20 protein-coding genes are annotated in these 20,275 nt (G+C 66.0%); 18 read left to right on the top strand and 2 right to left on the bottom strand.

Annotated features, from left to right (window positions below; translation table 11 throughout):
* Positions 1–149: 149 nt before the first annotated feature.
* The 4 genes from HFP15_RS24900 to HFP15_RS24885 all read left to right on the top strand — a co-directional run bounded on the left by HFP15_RS24900 (position 150) and on the right by HFP15_RS24885 (position 3,458).
* Positions 150–1,376 carry a cytochrome P450 gene (locus HFP15_RS24900; protein ID WP_168519164.1) on the top strand — a complete coding sequence of 409 codons (1,227 nt, stop codon included), beginning with the start codon at positions 150–152 and terminating at the stop codon, positions 1,374–1,376.
* Positions 1,377–1,510: 134 nt separating this feature from the next.
* Entirely contained in the window at positions 1,511–2,305 is a 795-nt protein-coding gene (locus HFP15_RS24895) for a FadR/GntR family transcriptional regulator (protein WP_168519163.1), read from the top strand.
* Between the two features lie 62 nt (positions 2,306–2,367).
* Positions 2,368–2,706: a hypothetical protein gene (locus HFP15_RS24890; RefSeq protein ID WP_168519162.1), complete on the top strand. Its 339-nt coding sequence runs from the start codon at positions 2,368–2,370 to the stop codon at positions 2,704–2,706.
* Positions 2,703–3,458: an SDR family NAD(P)-dependent oxidoreductase gene (locus HFP15_RS24885; RefSeq protein WP_168519161.1), complete on the top strand. Its 756-nt coding sequence runs from the start codon at positions 2,703–2,705 to the stop codon at positions 3,456–3,458. The genes HFP15_RS24890 and HFP15_RS24885 overlap by 4 nt, the downstream gene beginning before the upstream one ends.
* A gap of 88 nt (positions 3,459–3,546) precedes the next feature.
* Here the strand turns inward: HFP15_RS24885 and HFP15_RS24880 are convergent, their stop codons facing one another.
* Positions 3,547–4,311 (bottom strand): glucose 1-dehydrogenase, encoded by a 765-nt coding sequence (locus tag HFP15_RS24880; RefSeq protein WP_312871739.1) that lies wholly within the window; start codon positions 4,309–4,311, stop codon positions 3,547–3,549.
* A 313-nt stretch (positions 4,312–4,624) separates the two neighbouring features.
* Here HFP15_RS24880 and HFP15_RS24875 point away from each other — a divergent pair, with 313 nt between their 5' ends.
* The 14 genes from HFP15_RS24875 (at position 4,625) to HFP15_RS24810 (ending at position 19,599) form a co-directional block, all read left to right on the top strand.
* Positions 4,625–5,782, top strand: a complete 1,158-nt coding sequence (locus HFP15_RS24875) for an acyl-CoA dehydrogenase family protein (RefSeq protein WP_246272014.1) — start codon at positions 4,625–4,627, stop codon at positions 5,780–5,782.
* Between the two features lie 45 nt (positions 5,783–5,827).
* Complete coding sequence (locus HFP15_RS24870) at positions 5,828–6,652, top strand: SDR family NAD(P)-dependent oxidoreductase (protein ID WP_168519158.1); 825 nt, start codon at positions 5,828–5,830, stop codon at positions 6,650–6,652.
* Positions 6,653–6,663: 11 nt separating this feature from the next.
* On the top strand, positions 6,664–7,575 hold the full coding sequence (locus HFP15_RS24865; RefSeq protein ID WP_168519157.1) for a CoA transferase subunit A: 912 nt from the start codon (positions 6,664–6,666) through the stop codon (positions 7,573–7,575).
* A gap of 15 nt (positions 7,576–7,590) precedes the next feature.
* A complete protein-coding gene (locus tag HFP15_RS24860) occupies positions 7,591–8,415 on the top strand; it encodes a CoA-transferase (protein WP_168519156.1) in 825 nt (274 codons plus the stop codon).
* Positions 8,412–9,998, top strand: coding sequence for an AMP-binding protein (locus HFP15_RS24855; protein ID WP_168519155.1), 1,587 nt, complete (start codon positions 8,412–8,414; stop codon positions 9,996–9,998). Before HFP15_RS24860 ends, HFP15_RS24855 begins: the two co-directional genes overlap by 4 nt.
* Positions 9,995–10,786 carry a citrate/2-methylcitrate synthase gene (locus tag HFP15_RS24850; RefSeq protein ID WP_168519154.1) on the top strand — a complete coding sequence of 264 codons (792 nt, stop codon included), beginning with the start codon at positions 9,995–9,997 and terminating at the stop codon, positions 10,784–10,786. The genes HFP15_RS24855 and HFP15_RS24850 overlap by 4 nt, the downstream gene beginning before the upstream one ends.
* Positions 10,783–11,802, top strand: a complete 1,020-nt coding sequence (locus HFP15_RS24845) for a 3-keto-5-aminohexanoate cleavage protein (protein WP_168519153.1) — start codon at positions 10,783–10,785, stop codon at positions 11,800–11,802. The genes HFP15_RS24850 and HFP15_RS24845 overlap by 4 nt, the downstream gene beginning before the upstream one ends.
* Entirely contained in the window at positions 11,799–12,719 is a 921-nt protein-coding gene (locus HFP15_RS24840) for a TIGR03619 family F420-dependent LLM class oxidoreductase (protein WP_168519152.1), read from the top strand. The genes HFP15_RS24845 and HFP15_RS24840 overlap by 4 nt, the downstream gene beginning before the upstream one ends.
* Entirely contained in the window at positions 12,716–14,350 is a 1,635-nt protein-coding gene (locus tag HFP15_RS24835) for an FAD-dependent oxidoreductase (protein ID WP_168519151.1), read from the top strand. Before HFP15_RS24840 ends, HFP15_RS24835 begins: the two co-directional genes overlap by 4 nt.
* Positions 14,351–14,390: 40 nt before the next feature.
* Positions 14,391–14,957 carry an SRPBCC family protein gene (locus tag HFP15_RS24830; RefSeq protein ID WP_168519150.1) on the top strand — a complete coding sequence of 189 codons (567 nt, stop codon included), beginning with the start codon at positions 14,391–14,393 and terminating at the stop codon, positions 14,955–14,957.
* Positions 14,954–15,739 carry an HpcH/HpaI aldolase family protein gene (locus HFP15_RS24825; RefSeq protein ID WP_168519149.1) on the top strand — a complete coding sequence of 262 codons (786 nt, stop codon included), beginning with the start codon at positions 14,954–14,956 and terminating at the stop codon, positions 15,737–15,739. The genes HFP15_RS24830 and HFP15_RS24825 overlap by 4 nt, the downstream gene beginning before the upstream one ends.
* On the top strand, positions 15,717–17,450 hold the full coding sequence (locus HFP15_RS24820) for a thiamine pyrophosphate-binding protein (protein ID WP_168519148.1): 1,734 nt from the start codon (positions 15,717–15,719) through the stop codon (positions 17,448–17,450). Before HFP15_RS24825 ends, HFP15_RS24820 begins: the two co-directional genes overlap by 23 nt.
* 169 nt (positions 17,451–17,619) lie before the next feature.
* Positions 17,620–18,549, top strand: coding sequence for a TauD/TfdA dioxygenase family protein (locus tag HFP15_RS24815; protein WP_168519147.1), 930 nt, complete (start codon positions 17,620–17,622; stop codon positions 18,547–18,549).
* A gap of 87 nt (positions 18,550–18,636) precedes the next feature.
* Complete coding sequence (locus tag HFP15_RS24810) at positions 18,637–19,599, top strand: aldo/keto reductase (RefSeq protein WP_210717816.1); 963 nt, start codon at positions 18,637–18,639, stop codon at positions 19,597–19,599.
* A 44-nt stretch (positions 19,600–19,643) separates the two neighbouring features.
* On the opposite strand, the gene HFP15_RS24805 is transcribed toward HFP15_RS24810, so the two are convergent.
* The gene (locus tag HFP15_RS24805) at positions 19,644–20,228 is read right to left on the bottom strand and encodes a TetR/AcrR family transcriptional regulator (RefSeq protein WP_168519146.1); all 585 of its coding nucleotides are present in this window, start codon (positions 20,226–20,228) and stop codon (positions 19,644–19,646) included.
* Between the last annotated feature and the right edge of the window lie 47 nt (positions 20,229–20,275).

Here is a 20,275-nt window from a genome sequence, read left to right as displayed (position 1 = left end):
TCATAAGTCGATCGTCCGGGCCGGTGTCAAACGTAAGACGTTAGCAGCGCGCTCGGTTCCAAGCGCTGTCTCACCGGGTGGTTGCCCGCGTTGACCGGGAGTTGTCAGACAGTTTATCGTTGGATGACGGATAGGTCTTGGAGGTTCGCATGACATCCCAGCCTGAGGTGGAGATCGGCTACTTTCCCCCGCCTCGTGACATCGGCGGATGCCCGTTCGATCCGCCACCCGAGGTCATGCGCCGTCAGCGGGAAGAGCCCGTCAGCCGGATGCGGATCTGGGACGGCCAGGAAGCCTGGGTGATCACCCGCTACTCCGACGGCCGAGCGGTCCTCAGTGATGACAAGCGGTTCAGTGCGGATCCTGTTCATTCCGGTTTCCCCGAGAAGAACGTGGCCTACAAGACGACCCTCGGCAAGGACCGCACGATCCGGGCGATCGACAACCCGGAGCATGATCGTCAGAAGCGGATGATGATCCAGGATTTCACCGTCAAGCGGGTCGCCCAGATTCGCTCGAAGGTCGAGGACCTCGTCGACCGGCTGCTGGAGGAACTGCTCGCCGGCGAACAGCCCGCTGATCTCGTCTCGCGGCTCGCGGTCACCATTCCGACGATGGTGATCTGCGAACTGCTGGGCGTGCCCTACGGTGACCGCGAGTTCTTCGGTCGTCGTGCCAAGGCGCTCCTTGCCGCACCAACTGCCGAGCGGGCGGCGGCCGCCGAAGCCGATCTGCTCGACTACTTCGAGCGGTTGATCGACCTCAAGACCGACTCCCCGGCGAACGACCTGATCAGCCGCATGGTCCACCAGCAGGTGCGGCCCGGCCATTTCGCCCGCGCCGATCTGGTGCGGCTGAGCCGGCTCCTGCTCGTCGCCGGGCACGACACGACCGCCGGCATGATCAGCCTCAGCGTGCTGCTCCTGCTCACCAGGCCGGAAGCGCTCGCGGAGGTCCGGGACAGCGACGATCCCGCGTTCATCGCCAATGCCGTTGACGAGATGTTCCGCTATCTCGGCACGACGCACGCCGGCCGCCGGCGGGTGGCGATCGCGGAAGTCGCGATAGGAGACAAGGTCATCCGGCCCAACGAGGGTGTCATCGTTCTCAACAACGTGATGGATCGCGACGAGACGGTTTTCGAAAATCCGAACGAGCTGGATTTCCATCGCCCGAACACCCGGGCCAATGTCGCCTTCGGGTACGGCATCCACCAGTGCCCCGGCCAGTTGCTGGCGCGCATGGAATTGCAGGTCGTGCATGCCAAGCTGTGGAAGCGGGTGCCGACACTGGCGCTCGCGGTGCCCATGAGCGACCTGACCTTCGTCGAGGATGGATCGAATTTCGAGGTCGAAACGCTGCCGGTGACGTGGTGACTGGTGGAGGTGGTCGGGAGCCGGCCCCGGTGGCTGACGTCACCGTCGCCCTTGGCCTGCTTTGGTCAGACTATAGACTACGATGACATGGGCTGAACGTCGTACAGATGAGGGCCGTGCCGGAGGAGGCACCGATGAGGACCAATGCCGCAGCCGACGCTGTGGGTGTTTCGGACGGATTCCGGCCCGAACCGGTGATGCGGCCACGCCAGCAGGTCGAAGCGCAGCTTCGTGCCGCCATCCTCAGTGGAGTCTTCGGTCGCGGCGAGCGTTTTCCCAGTGAGGCGAAACTTGCCGAGCAATTTCAGGTCAGCAGGGCCACGATCAGGGAAGCCTTGCGGGCACTGGTCTCCGCGGGACTGATTTCGACCGTTCCCGGCGCGAGCGGTGGATCCTTCGTCACTTATCTGGACCATCACAAACTCGGCGAGCTCGTTTCGGAGCGGCTCAACAACACGTTGGAACTGGGCAGCATCCGATACGACGAGGTGGCCGAGTTCCGGAACATGCTGGAGATTCCGGTCGCGCGTCTGGCCGCGGTGAATCGCACCGAGGCTCACCTCACGCGCCTGCACGACATCATCGAGCGCGAGAAGTATGCCAGTGTCGACGATCCGGAAGTACCGAACTTCAACGCGGAGTTCCACGGCGTCGTCGCAGATGCGTCCGGCAACCGGCTTGTCGCGACCTTCGTCGCGGCTCTGCACCGCGTGGCGCATCCGCTCGGCTTCATCGAGACCTCCGAGGAGGTCGGCCGGGACGCGGTGCGTCACCATATCGCGATCGTCTCCGCGATCAAGGCTCAAGATCCCGACCTCGCGGAGAAGCGCATGACTCAGCATCTGGAGTATCTGCGCGAGCACGTCACGCCTCCCGCGGATTCGCGTCCCCGTCGCAAAGCCGCGCGTGTGGCTCCATCCGCGGAGTGACACGGGATAATCGCCGGGCGTTGTGGGATTGAACCAGCACACTGTCGTGTAGAGGAGGTTCCGTGGGCACACAGCCGCCGGCACCGTTTGTCTACGTTGTGTGGTGCGAGTTCGCACCTGGAGAAGATCTGCCCGATTGGCATCGGTGGTACGACGAGGTGCACATTCCTGGGATGTTGTCGGTGCCAGGGATCAGTGCCGTTCACCGCTGTCAGCTGCTTGGCCGGGAAAACCAGTTCCTCGCGATTTACGACATCGAATCGCCCGCGGTGTTCGACCATCCACGGTATGCGGAGGTCCGGGGCTGGGGTCCGTGGCAAGGGCACATCGTGTCCTGGAGCCGTGAGGTGCTGAGCCGGACCGGTGCGATCGGCGAAGCGACCGGCCGGCAAGCGACATGATGCAGTGCGATCTGAGCGGGCACGTTGCCGTTGTCACCGGTGCCGGTTCAGGGCTCGGTGCGAGCACGGCGATCGCTCTGGCGCGATCGGGTGCCACGGTCGTGTGCGTGGGCCGTCGGCGCGCGCCGCTTGAGCACACGGTCGAAACGGTGTGCCAGGGCGGCGGGCGCGGCGTCGCGTACAGCCTGGACGTGCGCGATCAGGATGCCGTCGCCGCGGTATTCGGGCAGATCATCGACCGGTTCGGCAGCCTCGACGTCCTCGTGAACAATGCCGCGGTCGTGCACGAGGCCGATGCGGTCGAGGTCAGTCCCGGCGATTGGCGGCAGGTGGTCGACATCAATCTCACGGGCGCCTTCTTCTGTGCGCAGGCGTTCGCGCGCCAGTCGCCGGATCGCGAACGCACGATCGTGAACATCTCGTCGATCGCCGGCGCATCGGGGGTGGCCGGCCAGGCGGCCTATTCGGCCAGCAAGGGCGGCATCGAAGCATTGACCCGCTCGCTTGCGATCGAGTTCGTGCGGCGGCGCATCCGGGTCAACGCGGTGGCGCCGGGTTATCTCGACACCGAGATGCCCGCGGCCATCGTCGCGGATCCCGAGCAGAACAGGCGGCTGATGCGCAAGATCCCGATGTACCGGCTCGGCCAGCCGGACGAGGTAGCGCCGGCGGTCGTATTCCTCGCATCACCGCTCGCGAGCTACGTAACCGGTGCGGTCCTTGCCGTCGATGGCGGCTACGCGGCCAGATGACCGGGCCGACCCTCAGACGCGAGAAATGGGCCCAGGCGCAATGAGTCGCGGCTGAGGCCTTCATCTCGGCGGCGGTGTGCACGACCGGTCACGAGCGACGTACGGGGCCCGCGAGCGCGCCACCATCGGCAACGAACTCGCTGCCCGTGCAGAATGACGATTCGTCGCTCAACAGGAATGCGGCGAGGCTCGCTATCTCTTCGGGCTGTCCGATCCGGCCGAGTGGAACGTAGGTGAAACCGCCGGGGGAGTGCGCTGCCCAGTCTTCGTTGCCGCGGCTCATGGCCGTGTCGACCGCGCCGGGATGCAAAGAGTTGACCCGGATATTGAACTGACCCAGTTCGACCGCGGCGGCCTTCGTCATTCCCCGCACGGCCCATTTGGCGGCCGTGTACGCGGTGATTTCCGGCAAACCCCAGAACCCGCTTGTCGAGGAGATGTTGACGATCGATCCGCCACCTGCCTCGATCATCGGACGGACGGCCGCCCGCATACCGAGGAACGTGCCGGTCTGGTCGACCGCGATCACCGTGTTCCAGTCCTCCAACGTCGTGTCCGCGAGCGGCGAGTACCGCAGGATTCCCGCGTTGTTCACCAGCCCGTCCAGCTTTCCGAATGCGGCAATGGTCTTCGCGACCGCGGCGGACCAGTCGTGCTCCGACGTCACGTCGAGGTGGAAGTACCGTGCCGAGCCGCCGAGTTCCCGAGCTGTGGCCTCACCTTGTTGGTCGCGTACGTCGGCGAGCACGACGTTTGCGCCTTCGGCGACGAAAGCCCTTGCCTCGGCCGCGCCTTGCCCTTGGGCGGCGCCGGTGACCAGAACAACTCGTCCCGCCAGCCTGCGTGAAGACACTCGTTCAGCCTCCGGAAACTCATGGACCAAGGCCAAGAAGCGGTCTAACATTAGACTTCTGGACGGTCAGACGTCAAGGTGGCGGCGTGCGGCGCCGGAAGACCGTTTACTGCTGGTTCATCGGCGACTACGGAAACAGTGCGGTTGTTTTGGCAACTCCGCCGACGGCGACGTGCGGGCCGGCCAAGGCCGTGCTGTATCAGTCAGACAATTGTCAGATGTTGCATTGTCCTGCTATTGTCGAAGCCGCTGCTCGGTCAGAACTCGTTCGCTCCACGCCGTGCGGGAGCCATAGGGTCGAGGTGATTGCGTGATGTGGTGGTCCGGCTCGCTCGATTCGGAACATCGGGCCATCGTCAAATCACTCGACGCCCTCGCGGCGAGCCACATCACTTCGGAGCAGTGCGCCGACTGGGATGAGCGTGGGGCTTATCCGCACGAAGCGATGGATGCCCTCGCCGCGGGATCGTGGGCCCGGCTGCCGGTGCCCGAGTCCTACGGCGGGGCCGGCGCGAGTGCCCTGGATCTCGCCGTCGTCCATGAGGCCTTGGCTCGGCACAGTCTGGCCGTCGCCCAGTCCTATTACTCGCTCTGGGTTCTCGGCGCCGAGGCGATCAATCGCCTGGGAACGGAGCAGCAGCGTGCGCACTGGCTGCCACTGCTGGCCGACGGGCGAGCTCGCATCGCGTTCGCATTGACCGAGCCCGGCTCGGGGTCGGACGCATCCGCCATGCGCACCCGGGCCACCGTGACGAATGGTGGCTTCTCGGTCACCGGGCAGAAGGTCTTCATCACCGGGGCGAAAGTGGCCGACCGCATCATTACGGCGGTCCGGACGAAAACCGGGGAGCGCCCGCAGGATGGCATCACGCTCCTGATGATCGATCCGAACTCCTCCGGTGTCACGATTCGGCCGTTGCGGAAGGTCGGACTGCGGGCGCTGGATCTGTGTGAGGTCTTCTTCGATGACGTGCCCGCGTCCGAGGCGGACATTGTCGGGCCACGGCATGACGCATGGCGCGCGCTACGGGCCGGGTTGAGCAAGGAGCGGCTTTTCCTCGCAGCCATCTCGGCCGGCGCGCTGTTCGACCTCGTGGGTCGTACGCTCGAGCATGCCCGGACGCGCACCACGTTCGGCAAGACGATCGGTTCACACCAGCTCGTCGCGGAGAAGATCGTCCGTATGCGGCTTGCCGCCGACGCCGCGGCCGCCATGGTCAAGGAGGCGGCGGTCGCGGTCGATCTCGGCGACCGCGATGCGGCAGCTACCGCGTCGGCGGCGAAAATGTACGCAAGCGAAGCGTATGTCAGCGCCGCACGCGAAGCCGTCCAGATCTTCGGCGGTTATGGCTTCACCGAGGACTATCCCGTCGCACGTCACTACCGCGACTGCAAATACCTCGAGATCGGGGGCGGCACCTCGGAAATTCAGACCATTGTCATCGCTCGCTCCATGGGGCTCCTTGCCTGACTCGGCGATTGAGCCAGAACATGCTGGCGGGAACGGGAGTACGAAGTGACGAATTCGCAAAAGCGGCGCGTGATCATCACCGGTGCCGGCGGCGACATCGGCTCGGCCGCCGCCCGGCGCTTCGCCGGCCCGGCCACCTCGCTGGCACTGTTCGACCGTAAGGACACGCTCACGGTCGCGGTCGCGGACGAATGCCGAGAGCTTGGCAGCGAAGTGATCACGATCGCTGCGGACCAGACGGACCGGGACACGGTCGACGACGCGGTTTCGGCTGTCGTCGCCAAGTTCGGCGGGATCGACGTCCTTTTCGCGAACGCGGGGTTTGGCAAGTTTCAGGGCTTTCTGGACCAGAGCGACGCCGACTGGCGGCGGCACGTCGACGTGAACCTCAACGGCACGTTCGGGGTTTGTCATGCGGTGGCACAGCAGATGACGAGTCAGAACGAGGGCGGGTGCATCGTTGTCAACGCGTCCTCCGGCGCTGTTCAGTACACCACGCTGCTTTCGGCCTACTGCGTGACAAAGGCGGCGCTGGGCATGCTGGTACAGGCGATGGCGGCAGAACTGGCCGCGTTCGACATCAGGGTGAACGGCGTCATGCCGGGCGTGATCGAGACAGGTATGACAGCTCCGGTCCTGGACCACAACGAGCGCCAGCGCCGGGGTTTGATCCGGCGTACCCCGGCCGGACGGCTCGGCCGCCCCGAGGACATCGCCAACGCTGTGGCCTACCTGTGCTCGCCAGAGGCCTCCTTCGTCACCGGGCATTCGATCGCCGTCGACGGCGGGCAAACGGTGCTCGGGCAGCCGCAATGGTATGTCACCGATTACAGCCAGAAGCGCGAAATGAATTGGAGCCCGACGGAATGACGGGGAGTCAGGTGTCCACAGTGGAGGGTCACGCCCGCCGGTCGCGGCTCGTTTCGGAGGCCGATGCGGTTGCCGCGGTCGCGGATGGGATGACCATCGGTATCGGCGGCTTCATCAATTCGGGACATCCCATGTCGATCGTTCGTGAGTTGATCCGATCCGGGCGGCGTGATCTGACCGTCGTCGGCGCCGCGTCGGCCGGCCTCGAGATCGATCTGCTCATCGCCGCCGGCGTGGCCGCCAAGGTGGTGACACCGTATGTCGGCGCCGAGGGGCTCGCCGGGGTCGGGCCGGCGTTCCGGCGGGCGGCGCAGACCGATTCCATCGAAGTGTTCGAACTCGACGAGGCTCACTACTACGCCGGGTTGCGGGCATCCGCGCAACGCGTTCCTTTCAACCCCTGGGTGGCCGGCGTCGGCACGTCCTTGCCCGAGGTGAATCCGGCGTTGAAGGTCTTCCAGGACCCGATCAAGGGAACACCGGTGATCGCGGTTCCTGCGATCGAAATCGACGTCTGCTTCCTGCACGTCGCCTGTTCCGACGCTTACGGCAATGTGCAGCACAACGGAACCGCATATGGTGACGTCGCGATCTCCGCCGCGTCGGAGCGTACCTTCGTGTCCACGGAGCGGATCATTCCTTCTGAGCAGATCCGTGCGGCTCCGTGGCTCACCACGATCGATGGCGTCACGGGAGTCGTCCGCGCTCCGTTCGGCGCGCATCCGTTCTCGGCGGAGGGGTATTACCGGCCCGACGAACAGCATATTCGTCGCTATATCGCGGCGGCGGAATCATGGCTGCGGAAAGATTCGCGTGACGGTATCGACGAATACCTCGACCACTACGTACTCGGTCCGGCGGACCATATGGACTACCTTGACCGCATTGGCGCGCGCCGGCTTTTCGACCTTTATGAGTACTGAGGGAAGGGCACTGCCATGACCAAGCAGCTCCTCGAAACCGGGCCGGAGCAGGCCGAGCACTCCCCGGCCTCGCCGAAAGAGGTAATGGCCGCGGTCATCGCCCACGACCTCAACGACGGCGAGTGGGTCGAGGTCGGCGCCAACCTGCCGGTGGCCAGAGCCGGTGCGTTGCTGGCTCACCTGACACACGGGCCGAACATGACCGTGATGCTGGCGATGACGAAGGCGTACCTGCGCGACGAGCCGGTCCTCGAGGAGTACGAGTTCATCACCGATGTGCGGGCGATGCGGTGGGCGGAGGCCTACTACCGGCACGATCAGCTGCTCAGCGCGCAGCGTCGCCGCGCGAACGGTGTGTTCTATTGCGGCGGCGTCCAGATCGATCGCTTCGGTAACTCCAACCTGATCGGCGTCGGCGAGGACTACCGTAAGCTCGATTTTCGCGGTCCCGGGCCCATTGGCACCACGAACGCGACCGCGCAAAGCGGTCGCTGGCACCTCATCACGACCTCGCACTCGCCCAGGGTTCTGGTCGACCGAGTGGACTTCATCTCCGCGCTCGGCTACGGACGGGGGGAGCCGAACCACCGGAAACGGGTGGGGCTCACGAATCCGGGACCGTCGAGCATCATCACGCCGTTGTGCGTTTTCGACTTCGATCCGCGAACGCGCGCCGCGCGGCTGGCGTCGGTGCATCCCGGTGTTGCGGTGAGCGAAGTGGTGGCCAGAACCGGGTTCGATTTCACGGTTCCCGACGAGATCCGCGAAACAGCCGGGCCGTCCGCGACCGAGCTTGAAATACTGCGCAACCGGATCGATCGTGGTGGTGCCCTAGCATGAGCCCGGCAGAGCTTGACCACGAAGCGCGGACCCCGGCGGCGCTACTGCGGGCGCAGGCGCTGCGGAACCCGGACGGCACGTTCGTCATCACGGATCGTGACCGCGTGTCCTGGCAGGAAATGTGGGAGCGCGTCGGGCTGATCGCCAGTGGTCTCGCTGATTTGGGCGTGGTGGCGTGCGACACGGTCGTACTGGCCATGGACAACCGGATCGAACTGCTCGAAAGCTGGCTCGCCGTGGCCTCGCTCGGTGCGATCGAAGTTCCACTGAACCCAGAGATGCTGGGCGAACGACTGCTGTATCTGCTCAACCATTCGCGGGCTCGGGTTGCCGTCGTCGACCCCAGTGTCGCGGCGCGGATCGAATCGCTCGCGCCCCACCTCGACCATCTCGAACGGATCGTCACGGTCGACACTCCGTTGCGATCTTCGTCCGGAGGTCCCACTCTCGGGGCGCTGCGGGCCGGCAGCCGTCCCCTGTCCGAACCTTATCCGGCCGATGAGGCGCAGGTAAGCGCGATTCTTTACACGTCCGGCTCGACCGGCCCACCAAAGGGCGTCATCGTGCCGAACGGTCAGCACCTCGCGAACGCGCGCCAGGGCGCGGCCGCGGCGAACCTCGGCGCGGACGACGTCATGTATCTGTGCCTGCCGCTGCACCACAACATGGCACAGGGATATGGGATCATGCCGGCCCTGCTGACCGGGTGCTCGGTGCGCCTGGCCGCCAAATTCGACCGGTCCGCCTTCTGGGATGAGGTGCGCGGGTGCGAAGCCACGGTATGGCCGTTCGTCGGTGGGCTGCTCGCGCTGCTCGCCGATCTGCCCGTCAGCGAAGACGACAAGGACAACCCGCTGCGCGTCGCCTACGGAGTTCCTGTCCCCAAGCATCTGCACCGGGCCTTTGAGAGCCGCTTCGGACTCACGTTGGTGCACGGCTACGGTTCCACCGAGGCGACGATTCCCGTGTGGTCGGACGAGAACAGCCCGCCGGGCGCGGCCGGCACGGTGCTTCCCGACTATCGCGTGCGGGTGGTCGACGAGACCGACCACTGCCTACCGCCCGGCACCGTGGGTGAGATCTGTGTGCGTCCCGAGCGACCGAACACGATGTTCGCGGGATATTTCCACGACCCCCAAAAAACCGTGGCCGCATGGCGCAACCTGTGGTTCCACACCGGAGACCATGGCTGCTTCGACGATGCGGGAAACCTCTGGTTCCGGGGACGGGCGGGCGACGCGATCCGTCGCTTCGGCGAGTTCGTCGACGCCGAAGAGGTCGAGGCCGCGGTCCTCGCGCACGACGCGATCAGCCAGGCCGCATGCGTGGGAGTGCCGGATGCGGTGGCCGGTGAGGAAGTCCTGGTCTCGGTGGTGCCGCGGCCCGGTGTGGCGGTTTCGCCCGCCGAGCTCCGGCGATGGCTCGACCAGCGGCTGCCTCGGTATGCGCGCCCGCGCTATATCTCGGTTGACGCCACCATCCCGCTCACGCCGACCGGCAAGGTGCAGCGATACAAGGTGCGCGAACGCGGAGTGCCCGCGTCGGCCTATGACTTCCTCAAGAAAGAGAGCGTGTCCCATTGAGTGCATTTGAGACCTCGGTCAGCGAAGTCGGCGACGGCGTCGTCAACTTGCGTGGCTACTCGCTGGGCGACGTGATGACGAGCCTGTCGTACACCGAAGGCGCGTTCCTGTCGATTTTCGGCCGCCTTCCGGCTACCGGTGAGCGCGTCATTCTCGACGCGGTTCTCAACAGCCTGCTGGACCATGGCTTCGTGGCCTCCACCGTTTCGGCCGCCCGGTTCATCGCATCGGGAAACCCGCAGCTGGTCCCCGCGGTGGCCGGCGGCTTGCTGGCGTGCGGGAGCAACACGGTGTCGCCGCAGCACAGCTTCGAAGTGCTCGATCAGGCCGAGGAGCTCCGTGTCGCGCATGGGCTGACCTGCGCCGAGGCCGCGGAACAAATCGTCGACCGCTACTTGAGCGCCGGGCGCCGGATGCCGGGATTCGGGCATCCCACGCACAAGAAGAGTGATTTCCGGGCCGATCTGCTGTTCGCGGTCGCTCGCGAGCGCGGGATAGCCGGTCCTGGGGTCGAACAGTTCACCGAGCTGCATCGAGCATTCACGGCGCGCACCGGCAAGCGGCTACCGATCAATATCGACGGAGCGATGGCCGCCGTGGCGAAAGACCTCGGCTGGAGCGCGGAACAAGTGGTGGCGCTGGCCATGATCTCGGTGCTGCCGGGCCTGATCGGCCACGTGATCGAGGAGCTGCACAACGGAAAACCGCTGCGGCACATCACCGACGGGACCTATACGGGCGAGCCCATCCGGTCGTTGCCCGGCAGGAATGGAGGAGGCAAACGGTGACTACCGGCAACATCAACTGGGACCTTGTCGCCGAGGGCGTCGAGCGTGCGAGGCGGCGCATCGTCTGGAAGCCTTATGGCGCACCGGAGATCATCGATCCGGAACACTCGGCCTTCCACTCCGCGAACATCCAGCCGCCGTGGGAAGTGCCGCGGAAGATGATCGTGCAGTCCGCGATCACCGGCGCGTTCTTCAGTAAGCGCGGTAACCCGAACCAGCCGATCTCGGTCGAGGAGATACTCGACTCGGCGCGTGAATGCGCTGCCAACGGCGCGAGCGCGATCCATTTGCACGTCCGCGACGAACGTGGCTACAACGTGCTGGACGTCGAACGCTTCCGTGCGGTGGTCGAACCGTTGCGTGAGGAGTTCCCCGGCATCTCGATCGACGGCTGCTACGTATGCGCGCTCGACGGTGAATGGGAGAACATGCGGCGGGCGCTGGAGGAGCGACTGCTGGACGCGGTTCCGATCAATACCACGGCCGTCTTTCAGGGTGACGCCCTGTTCGCGAAGCCGGTCCCGTTGTTGCTCGAGAAGACCCGGATGATCATCGACAGCGGCACCAAGCCGATCGTCGCCGTCTACGCCGATTCCGACGTCAGCAATGCCGACCGCTACCTGTTCCGCAGTGGCCTGCTCGACGCCGGGCAGATCTGGTGTTTGCTGCCCGCGCTGCCCGGATGCAGCCCGATGGATTCGCCACGCCAGATGATCGACGGGTTGCTCCGTATCTCCTCGCTCATTCGCGACGTCGATCCGGACGCCAAGATCCTGGTGTGCGGGGCCGGCCGGGCGTCCAGCTACCTGGCGACCGTCGCGGCGTCACTGGGCCTGCACCTGCGGGTCGGCATGGAAGACACCGTCTGGCGGTGGCCACATCGCTCCGAGAAGCTCGAGTCCAACCTGCAGGCATTGGAGTCGGGGAAGCAGATCGCGGACATCCTGGGCCGTGACGTGGCGACGTTCAGCGAATATCGGCGCATCGTGGGCCTTCCGGAAAAGCACGAGCCGTGAAGATCGGGATTCACCTGCCGCAGTGGGGCCCCTCGGCCAGCCGGGTCGGCGTCCTGGATGTCGCGCGTACCGCGGAGTCCGCCGGCTTCGACTCCGTCTGGGTGGCCGACCACATCGTGTACCCGTCGAAGTCGGCCAGCACCTACCCCTACCGATCGGCCGGACTGCCCTTCACCGCCGAGGACGGCTTCCTCGAGGCGCTGACCACGCTCGCCGTCGTCGCGGGCGCCACCGAGCGGATCGGGCTGGGCACCAGTGTGCTCGTTTTACCGATGCGGGAGCCGCTGCTGGCGGCGAAGACGATCGCCTCGCTCGATGTGCTTTCCGAAGGGCGGGTGTCCATCGCGGTGGGCGCCGGCTGGTGGCGTGAGGAGTTCGCCGCCGTCGGCGCGCCGTTCGCCGGCCGCGGCGAGCGTTTCGACGAGCAGTTGAGGCTCCTGCGCCGGTTGTGGACCACGGGTGCCGGGAGCGGCGAGCGCGAATACCGGTTCGACGAAGTCACGTGCCGGCCGCTACCCGTTCAGTCCGGCGGCCCGCGGTTGTGGATCGGTGGCACGGGTCCGGTGTCGTTGCGGCGGGCTGCTCGCCTCGGGGACGGCTGGCACGCGGTCGGCCGCGATATCGATGCGCTGGTTCGGGGGCGCCAGGAGGTCGAACGGCTGGCGCGGGAGTACGGGCGCGATCCCAATACGCTCGCGATGAGTACGTCCACGGGGCTCGGCCGGAGCCCGGCACATACCCACGAGCGTCTGCTGGCGCTGCGGCAGGCTGGGCTCGATCAGGTCGTTGTGAACGCCGGTGGCCCGGACGCGAGCGCGTCGACGATCTGCCGGGAGATCGAAGTGTTCGCGAGCAAGGTCAGCCCGGCGCTCGCGCCGGAGGCAGCGATTTCCGGATCGCCGGAGGGAGCAGCATGAGCGAGACATACGACATCGTGATCGTCGGATCGGGTGGGGGCGGACTCAGTGGCGCGTTGCGCGCCGCGCAGCAAGGCGCGCGAGTGCTGGTAGTCGATGGCGCGGACAAGGTCGGCGGGACCTTCGCGTACTCCGCCGGGCTCGTCTGGGTTCCGGGCAACCATTTCATGGCCGCCGCCGGATTCCAGGACTCGGCTGAGGAGGCGGCGGCCCATATCCGTGAGCTCAGCGGCGGTCGCCACGACGAGGCCGTGCTGACGAGCTTCCTCCGGAACGCGCCGACGGTCATCCAGTGGCTCACCGACGAGATGGGCGTTCCCTTCGAACTGGTCGGGAGCTACCCGGACTACTATTCCGACCGAACCGGCGGCAAGGCAGGCGGACGCCATCTGGCCGTCAAGACGTTCGACGCGCAAGCCGAGTTACCGCCGGAATGGCGTTCACGGCTGGCGAACTCGCCGCATTTCGCCGGTCTGCCCGCATCCTGGCTGGAGATTCAGGAGTGGGGTGGGCTGGCCTCCATGTCCACTTGGGACTGGAACGAGATGGCGCGGCGCCTGTCCGCCGACTACCGGGCGTTCGGCTCGGCCATCGCGGGCTACCTGCTCGCCGCCTGCCTGCGCGATGGCGTGGAGTTCCGGCTCCGGACCACCGCGATCGCCCTGACCACCTCGGACGGCGCGGTGACGGGCGTCAGGATCCGGTCCGAGGGCGGCCAAGAGTCGGTCGTGACAGCCGAGCGGGGTGTCCTGCTGGCCACCGGCGGCTACGACTCCGACGACGCCATGAAACGCCGGCTGGATCTCTACACCAACACCCATGGGATCGGCTCGCCGCTGGTCAACGGGTCTGGCCTGGTCATGGCGCTGGAAGTCGGCGCGGCATTCCAGGTCTTCGACGGGCAGCTCACAACGCCAACGTTCCAGATTCCGGGCGAGGAGGCAGACGGCCGTCCGCTGTACCGCAGCGCGGTCCGCGAGCCGGCGTTTCCCGGCGGTATCGTCGTCAACAGCGCCGGCAAGCGATTCTGCGACGAGACCTTCTACCGGTCGTTGTGTCACGAGATGTCGCGTTTCGATGTCCGGTCGCAAAGCTACCCGAACGAGCGTGCGTACCTGATCTTCGACCAGGCATGGAAGGACAGCTACGCACTGGGGCCGATCACCCCGGGGGAGGTGCCCCCGTGGCTGGCCAACGGGGACACGGCCACGGAACTGGCGGAGATCATCGGAGTCGCTCCCCGCGCTCTGGAGGAGACGGTGGCGACCTACAACGCCGATGCCAAACTCGGGGAGGATCCGGCCTTCGGCCGCGGTTCCACAATGTACGGCCGGAACAACGGCGACCGCACGGTCACGCCGAATCCGTGTGTGCGGCCGCTCGAAGGACGTCTGTACGCGATCCGGTTGCACCTCGGATCGTCGGGGACCAACAGCGGAATCGTGTTCAACCGGTTCGGTCAGGCCGTCCACCTCCGCGGTCACACCATCGCTGGCCTGTATGTCGTCGGTAACGTCGGCGCGAACCTGATCGAGGGGCTGTGGTACAACAGCGGCTCCTCCAACGCCAAGGCGCTCGTCTTCGGTCACCTCGCGGTGGACGCGATGCTCAGCGGCTCGCCAGGCTCCTGATCCGGCCGAGCGCACACCCAAGCTGTCATGGAGGCAGAGCATGCCCGAAGTCATTTCTTACAAACCAGTCCCCGCCGGCCCGGAAGCGATCTGGGACTACGTCCATGACATGAACAAGTGGGCGACGTTCATCATGGGCTATCAAGGCCATGAAGCGATCGACGACCGGCGATCGAAGTGGACGGTCAAGGGCGAACTCGGCGCTCTTGCCCGCGTCGTCCAGTTCGAGGTCCTGATCACCGAATGGGTCGAGCTGGAACGGGTCCGGTTCACGATCACGGGCCTGACCGAGCGGTTCGACGGTGAGGGCACCTTCCTGATCGGGCTGCGCACCGACGCCGCCCCCCGCCGTCGGCCGGGCCGGTTCTTTTCCCTGCTGCGCAAGCTTTTCCGCCGACGTGCCAACTGGGACACCGCCGGTGCCGGCGAGGCGGGCAGCGGATTCACGTGCACTCTGCGGCTCCAGGCCGGCGGGATGACCGGCCCGGTGGTCAACGCGATGCTTGAACCGCTGATGAGGCGTGCGGCCGACGATCTGGCGGGCAACCTCGCCACCCAGATCGTGGACCGGACGGCACTTCCGGATACGAGCCGGCCCCAGTCATGAACAATCAGCTCCGCCAGTTGCTCGAGGCACCGGCGGCCGGACACGGGATCTCGGTCAACATTCCGGATCCGGTCGTCGTCGAGCTCGTCGGACTCGCCGGCTTCGATTTTGTGTTCATCGACCTCGAACATTCGAGCATCGGCCTCGAGCGGCTCGAGTACCTTCTCCGCACCGCGAAGGCGTCCGGGCTCGCGACGCTCGTCCGTACCCCGGGACCGCGCTCGGAACTGACCGCGCGAATCGTGGACTCAGGTGCCGACGGCGTGCTCATTCCCCAGGTGGAGTCCGTGGCCGACGCGGACTACGCGGTCCAGGTGACCCGTTTTCCTCCGTTGGGCCGCCGTGGGATCGCCGAAGCGAGCCGGACCATGGACTACGGCGCCCATCGTGGGGAGGATGGGCGGCTCGATCTCGTGAACCGGACGCAGGTGCTCGGGGTCATGATCGAGACCGCGGGCGCCGTGCGGGACATCGACGGGATTCTCCGCCTGCCTGGCCTCGATTTCGTCTTCATCGGGCCAGAAGATCTCGCCGCCTCGATGGGCTTTCCCGGCGAGCGCGGACACCCCGACGTCGAGGCCGCGGTCCGGCGGGTGATCAAGGCGGTGCGGGCCGCCGGGCTGCGGTTCGCCATGGGGGCCGGCCATCCGGCGGTGTCGATCACGCGCGAGGAACTCGCCGACGGCGGCGCGAGCCTCGTACTGGCGGGCCGCGACTCCAACGTGTTGCTCGGCGGTCTTCGGGAGCTGCGCGCGAAAGGTGGCTCCGGGAACCAGTTTTGACCGACGCGAGGCGATTCCGATCCACAAGGAGGTAGCGGGCAAGATGAAGGTTTACCACGTTCTCGCCGAGGCGCTGCTCGAGCAAGGCGCGACGACGGTCTATGCCTTGATGACGTCGGACAACATGAGCCTGCTCGGTGTGCTGGAAAGCAAGGGCGTCACCATTGTCCGCGCGCGTAGCGAATACGGAGCCGTCTGCATGGCGGATGGACATGCGCGACAGACCGGCGACGTCGGCGTCGTGGCGATCGGGGCGGGCCCGTCGGCCGCGATGACCGGGACCGCGCTGGTCACCGCGGCGCGCCGGCGTAGCCCGCTGGTCGTGATCGCCGGTGACGTCGCGCCGACCGAACGCGATCACCTCAAACGGTTCCCTCAGCACGACTTCTTCGAGCTCATGGCGGGCCATTGTCTTTCCCAGGTCTCGCCGGGAAGCGTCGTGCGGGATACGTTCGAAGTGTTCCGCAGGGCCCGATCGGGGGCGGGCCCCTCTGTACTGAACATTCCGGTGAACCTGCTGGAAGCCCCCATCGACTTCCGGGATGTCGAGCGCGATTCGCGGTACATGACGCCCGCCGTTGCGGTCGCGCCGCCCGAGCCCGCCGCGGCGGCGGTCGACGCCGCGGCGCATATTCTTTCGACGGCACGGCGACCGATCATTCTCGCCGGCCGGGCCGCGGCCGGCGCCGAATGCCGCGACCTCATGATGAAGATCGGCGACCTTGTCGGCGCACTCTACGGCTCCTCGTTACAAGGCCAGTATCTGTTCGACAGCCCGTATGACGTCGGTGTGGTGGGGACCCTCGGGCATGCCACCGCCAGCCGGGCGATGACCGAAGCCGACTGCGCGCTCGTGGTCGGAGCCAGCCTGAACAGCTATACCGTGGCGCACGGCCAATTCCTGGCGTCGGCCAAGATCATCCAGGTGGACATCCGTCCCGGCGCGTTCGGCGACACCACGCCCGTGGACGTCGCCATCTGCTCGGACGCGGCCACCGGTCTCAACCGGATCCTGGCGGCCCTGCAGGACCTGGGGGCCGGTGGCCGATCGGAATTCCGCGGCGACGACATGGTCAAGGCGATCGCTGAGGACTTCGCGCAGCTGAGGCACTACCAGCCCGCCAGCGGTGCCCTGGATCCACGGCTGGTACTGGACACGGTGAACCGGTGCCTGCCCAGGCGACGGCGGATCGTTGTGGACGCCGGGCATTTCGCGTTCTTCGTCGTCGATCACGTGCGCTCCGGCTCGCCCAGCGAGCGCGTCTGGACCGGAGACTTCGCGTCCATCGGATTGGCGGTACCGGTAGGACTCGGCGTGGCCACGGCCGCCGGGGCCGAAACCCGCACTGTCGTGTTCGTGGGCGACGGTGGTTTCGCGATGAGCCTCGTCGAGTTGGATACGGCCGTCCGCCATCGCATCCCGGTCGCGATTGTCGTGATCGACGATGACGCTTACGGGGCAGAGGTACGGTACCTGGAAAACCGCGGCGAGTCCGCCCACCTCGCTCGATTCGACAGCCCCGATTTCGCGGCCATCGCCAGGGGATACGGATGTGAGGCCAGGACGGTACGCACGCTGGAGGACCTGACGTCGGCGTGTGACCGGATCCGCGATGCGAGCGGGCCGCTGGTCATCGACGTCAAGGTGAATCCGGATGTGGTGAACCGCCAGTTCCGGGGCCGGACCGCGTCCGCGGCGAGTATCGAATGACGTGGCACGACAACGGGTGCGGCGCGGCGACGAGACAGGCCGCTGACCTTGACTGAACCCGGCCTGACACCTAATGTCAGACAGTAGATCGAGTGGCGGCCGGTGATCGCCGCGAACGCAGACGTCCGCACTTGCGGTGACGCTGTATCGACTGCGAGGAGGAAGCTCAGTGTCAGATATCAAGATCAGGCCGGTCGGTTACGCCCTGGGCGCGGAGTTGAGCGGGATCGATCTCAGCCGGCCGCTGAGCACCGCGGATTTCGAGACGATCAAGCGCGCCCTCCAGCAGCACCTGATGCTGTGTTTTCCCGGCCAGCAACTGTCCCGCGACAATATCGTTGATTTCGCTTCCCGTTTCGGACCCGTCGACGACAACTCGACGGTCAAGCACCGGGACCCGGAGAACCCGCGCGTGACCATGCTGAGCAGCAAACCGTTCGCAGGTAAGCCTTGGGATACCTTCAAAAACGGAGACCACTGGCATTCGGATCGATCGTTCCGGCCGGACCCGACCGCGTACACGTTGCTCTACGCGGTCGAGATGCCCGATGTCGGCGGAAACACCATGTTCGCCAATCAGTACATGAGTTACGAAACAATTTCGCCGAAGCTTCAGGCCTTCCTGGAACAACTCGAGACGGTCCATTTGCAGACCCGCAAGGCGTCGGCAATGATGGCCAAGCAGTTCCCGGCGGTCGTTCACCCGTTGATCCGGGTTCACCCCGACACGGGACGCAAGGCGCTGTATCTCGGCGAGCACGCGCGTGGCTTTGTCGGGATGACCGAAGAAGAGAGCCAGCCGCTGCTCGATTACCTGACCGCGCATGCCACTCGTCCCGAATTCGTGTACCGGCACGCCTGGCACGTGAACGACTTCGTCATGTGGGACAACCGTTGCCTGATGCACATCGCGGTGCGCGACTACGACATGTCTCCCGGAGGGCCAGCGCGCCACCTGCTCAAGTGCAGCGTCCAGGGTGAGTCGATCGGCCGCTGGTACGAAACCGTCACCGGCCACAAGTACGATCTCGAGATCGCCGAGCGTTCCGGCGTTTCGCAGGATCAGGCGGCGGCCGTCGTAGGCGCTTCCTCGTCGTGACATCAGCGCTTAACCGGTGACACCTACCTGGTGGAGCCTTTGCCGGAAACGGCTCTGTGAGCATGGACATCCGAACAGGAGATTTGCGTGACAGCGAAGCGGGTGCTGCCAATTCGTCAGTTGGGTGAATTGGCCGTCGGGGCGATCGGGTTGGGATGTACCGCGATGTCGGCCTGGTATGGCGATGTCGACGAGTCGGAGTCGGCGAAGGTGCTGCGGCAGGCGCATGAATATGGCGTGACCCTGATCGACACCGCCGATGTTTATGGCCCGCACACCAGTGAAGAGGCGATCGGGCGCGCGATCCACGGCATCCGGGACTCGGTTGTGCTTGCCACCAAGGGCGGGCTGTCTTTTGCCGACCGTGAGAATTACCGGCTCGAGCGGGATGGTTCGCCTGAGCATTTGCAGCAGGCGTTGGATGCGTCGCTGCGGCGGTTGCGCGTTGATCACATCGACCTTTACTACCTGCACCGCCTCGATCCGAACGTGCCCATCGAGGAAAGCGTCGGGTTCCTCGGCAAGCAGGTCGCGAACGGCAAGATCCGCGCCATCGGACTGTCCGATGTAGATATCGCGATCCTGGACCGGGCCAATGCGGTGCATCCCATTTCAGCGGTCGAATGCGAACTGTCGCTCTGGACGCGTGAGCCGCTCAGCGACATCGTCGGATGGTGCGAGCGGCACGGTGCCGGATTCGTACCCTACGCTCCGCTGGGCCGCGGTTTCCTGGCCGGAAATGTGGCACCGCGGGCCACGTTCGCCACCGGTGATTTCCGGGCGAACAACCCGCGGTTCACGGCCGAGGCGATCGAACACAACATGGTGTACGTGAAACGCGTCCGCGCGATCGCTGAACGGCACGGCGTAGCGCCGGCTGTCATCGCACTGGCGTGGCTGCTGCACCAAGCGGGCCACATCGTCCCCATCCCCGGCATGGAGAAGATGGCCTACCTCGAAGAAAACGTCAAGGCGGCTCGGCTCACCCTGTCAGCGGCCGAGCTGGAGGACCTGGACACCCTCCCACCGGCGTTCGGTGCGGCCCGCTGACGCACCCTGGCAGGTCCTGGCCCGTGTGAGCGGGGCGGGGTCGTTCAGCTCTGCGCGCCGACTATGCCGAGCGCGAATTGGCTGTACTGCCAGACAAGGATGTCCTCGGTGAGCTCGCCGTCCGCGCGGTACCACGCAGAGACGCCCATGCCGAGATCGAGGATGGCGTAGGAGGCGAGCCGGGCCGATGTGACGCGGAAGCGGTCGGCCTTGATGCCGTCACGGACGAGGTCCCGGAAGCAGTGTTCGTACTCGGCACGCAGAGCCAGCACGTGGCTGCGGTGGGGTTCGACGAGACTGCGAATCTCGCGGTTGCCGACGAAGGCCTCGTGGAGGTGACGCGCGTGGTAGCGCACGTGTGCCTCGGTGGCGCGGCGTAGCCGTTCGGTAGGGTCCTCGGTAGTCGCGACCGCGGCCCGATGCGCGGTCAGCAGGTCCTGCATCGTGCCGACCATGATCTCAGCCAGCAGGTCCTGTTTGGACGCGACGTGCTTGTAGAGGCTTGGGCCCCGGATGCCCACGGCGGCTCCGATATCGGCCATGGTGGTCGCTTCGTAACCGTGCCGGGTGAACAGCTGCAGCGCGGCTGCTCGGATATCGGCGGAGCGCGATGAAGCGGAACGGGCCAAGGCTGTCTCCTGTCGTACGCCATGCTAGCCAAGGATAGCTCCTACGC

Origin of the sequence: Amycolatopsis acididurans (assembly GCF_012328925.1) — a bacterium.
GTDB classification, from domain to species: domain Bacteria; phylum Actinomycetota; class Actinomycetes; order Mycobacteriales; family Pseudonocardiaceae; genus Amycolatopsis_E; species Amycolatopsis_E acididurans.
This window is presented reverse-complemented; position numbering and strand designations above follow the sequence as displayed.

Bases quoted from the DNA above. Each gene is read 5' to 3' on its own strand.
- HFP15_RS24900 (WP_168519164.1), top strand. From the start codon at position 150: ATGACATCCCAGCCTGAGGTGGAGATCGGCTACTTTCCCCCGCCTCGT.
- HFP15_RS24895 (WP_168519163.1), top strand. From the start codon at position 1,511: ATGAGGACCAATGCCGCAGCCGACGCTGTGGGTGTTTCGGACGGATTC.
- HFP15_RS24885 (WP_168519161.1), top strand. From the start codon at position 2,703: ATGATGCAGTGCGATCTGAGCGGGCACGTTGCCGTTGTCACCGGTGCC.
- HFP15_RS24875 (WP_246272014.1), top strand. From the start codon at position 4,625: ATGTGGTGGTCCGGCTCGCTCGATTCGGAACATCGGGCCATCGTCAAA.
- HFP15_RS24860 (WP_168519156.1), top strand. From the start codon at position 7,591: ATGACCAAGCAGCTCCTCGAAACCGGGCCGGAGCAGGCCGAGCACTCC.
- HFP15_RS24855 (WP_168519155.1), top strand. From the start codon at position 8,412: ATGAGCCCGGCAGAGCTTGACCACGAAGCGCGGACCCCGGCGGCGCTA.
- HFP15_RS24835 (WP_168519151.1), top strand. From the start codon at position 12,716: ATGAGCGAGACATACGACATCGTGATCGTCGGATCGGGTGGGGGCGGA.
- HFP15_RS24830 (WP_168519150.1), top strand. From the start codon at position 14,391: ATGCCCGAAGTCATTTCTTACAAACCAGTCCCCGCCGGCCCGGAAGCG.
- HFP15_RS24825 (WP_168519149.1), top strand. From the start codon at position 14,954: ATGAACAATCAGCTCCGCCAGTTGCTCGAGGCACCGGCGGCCGGACAC.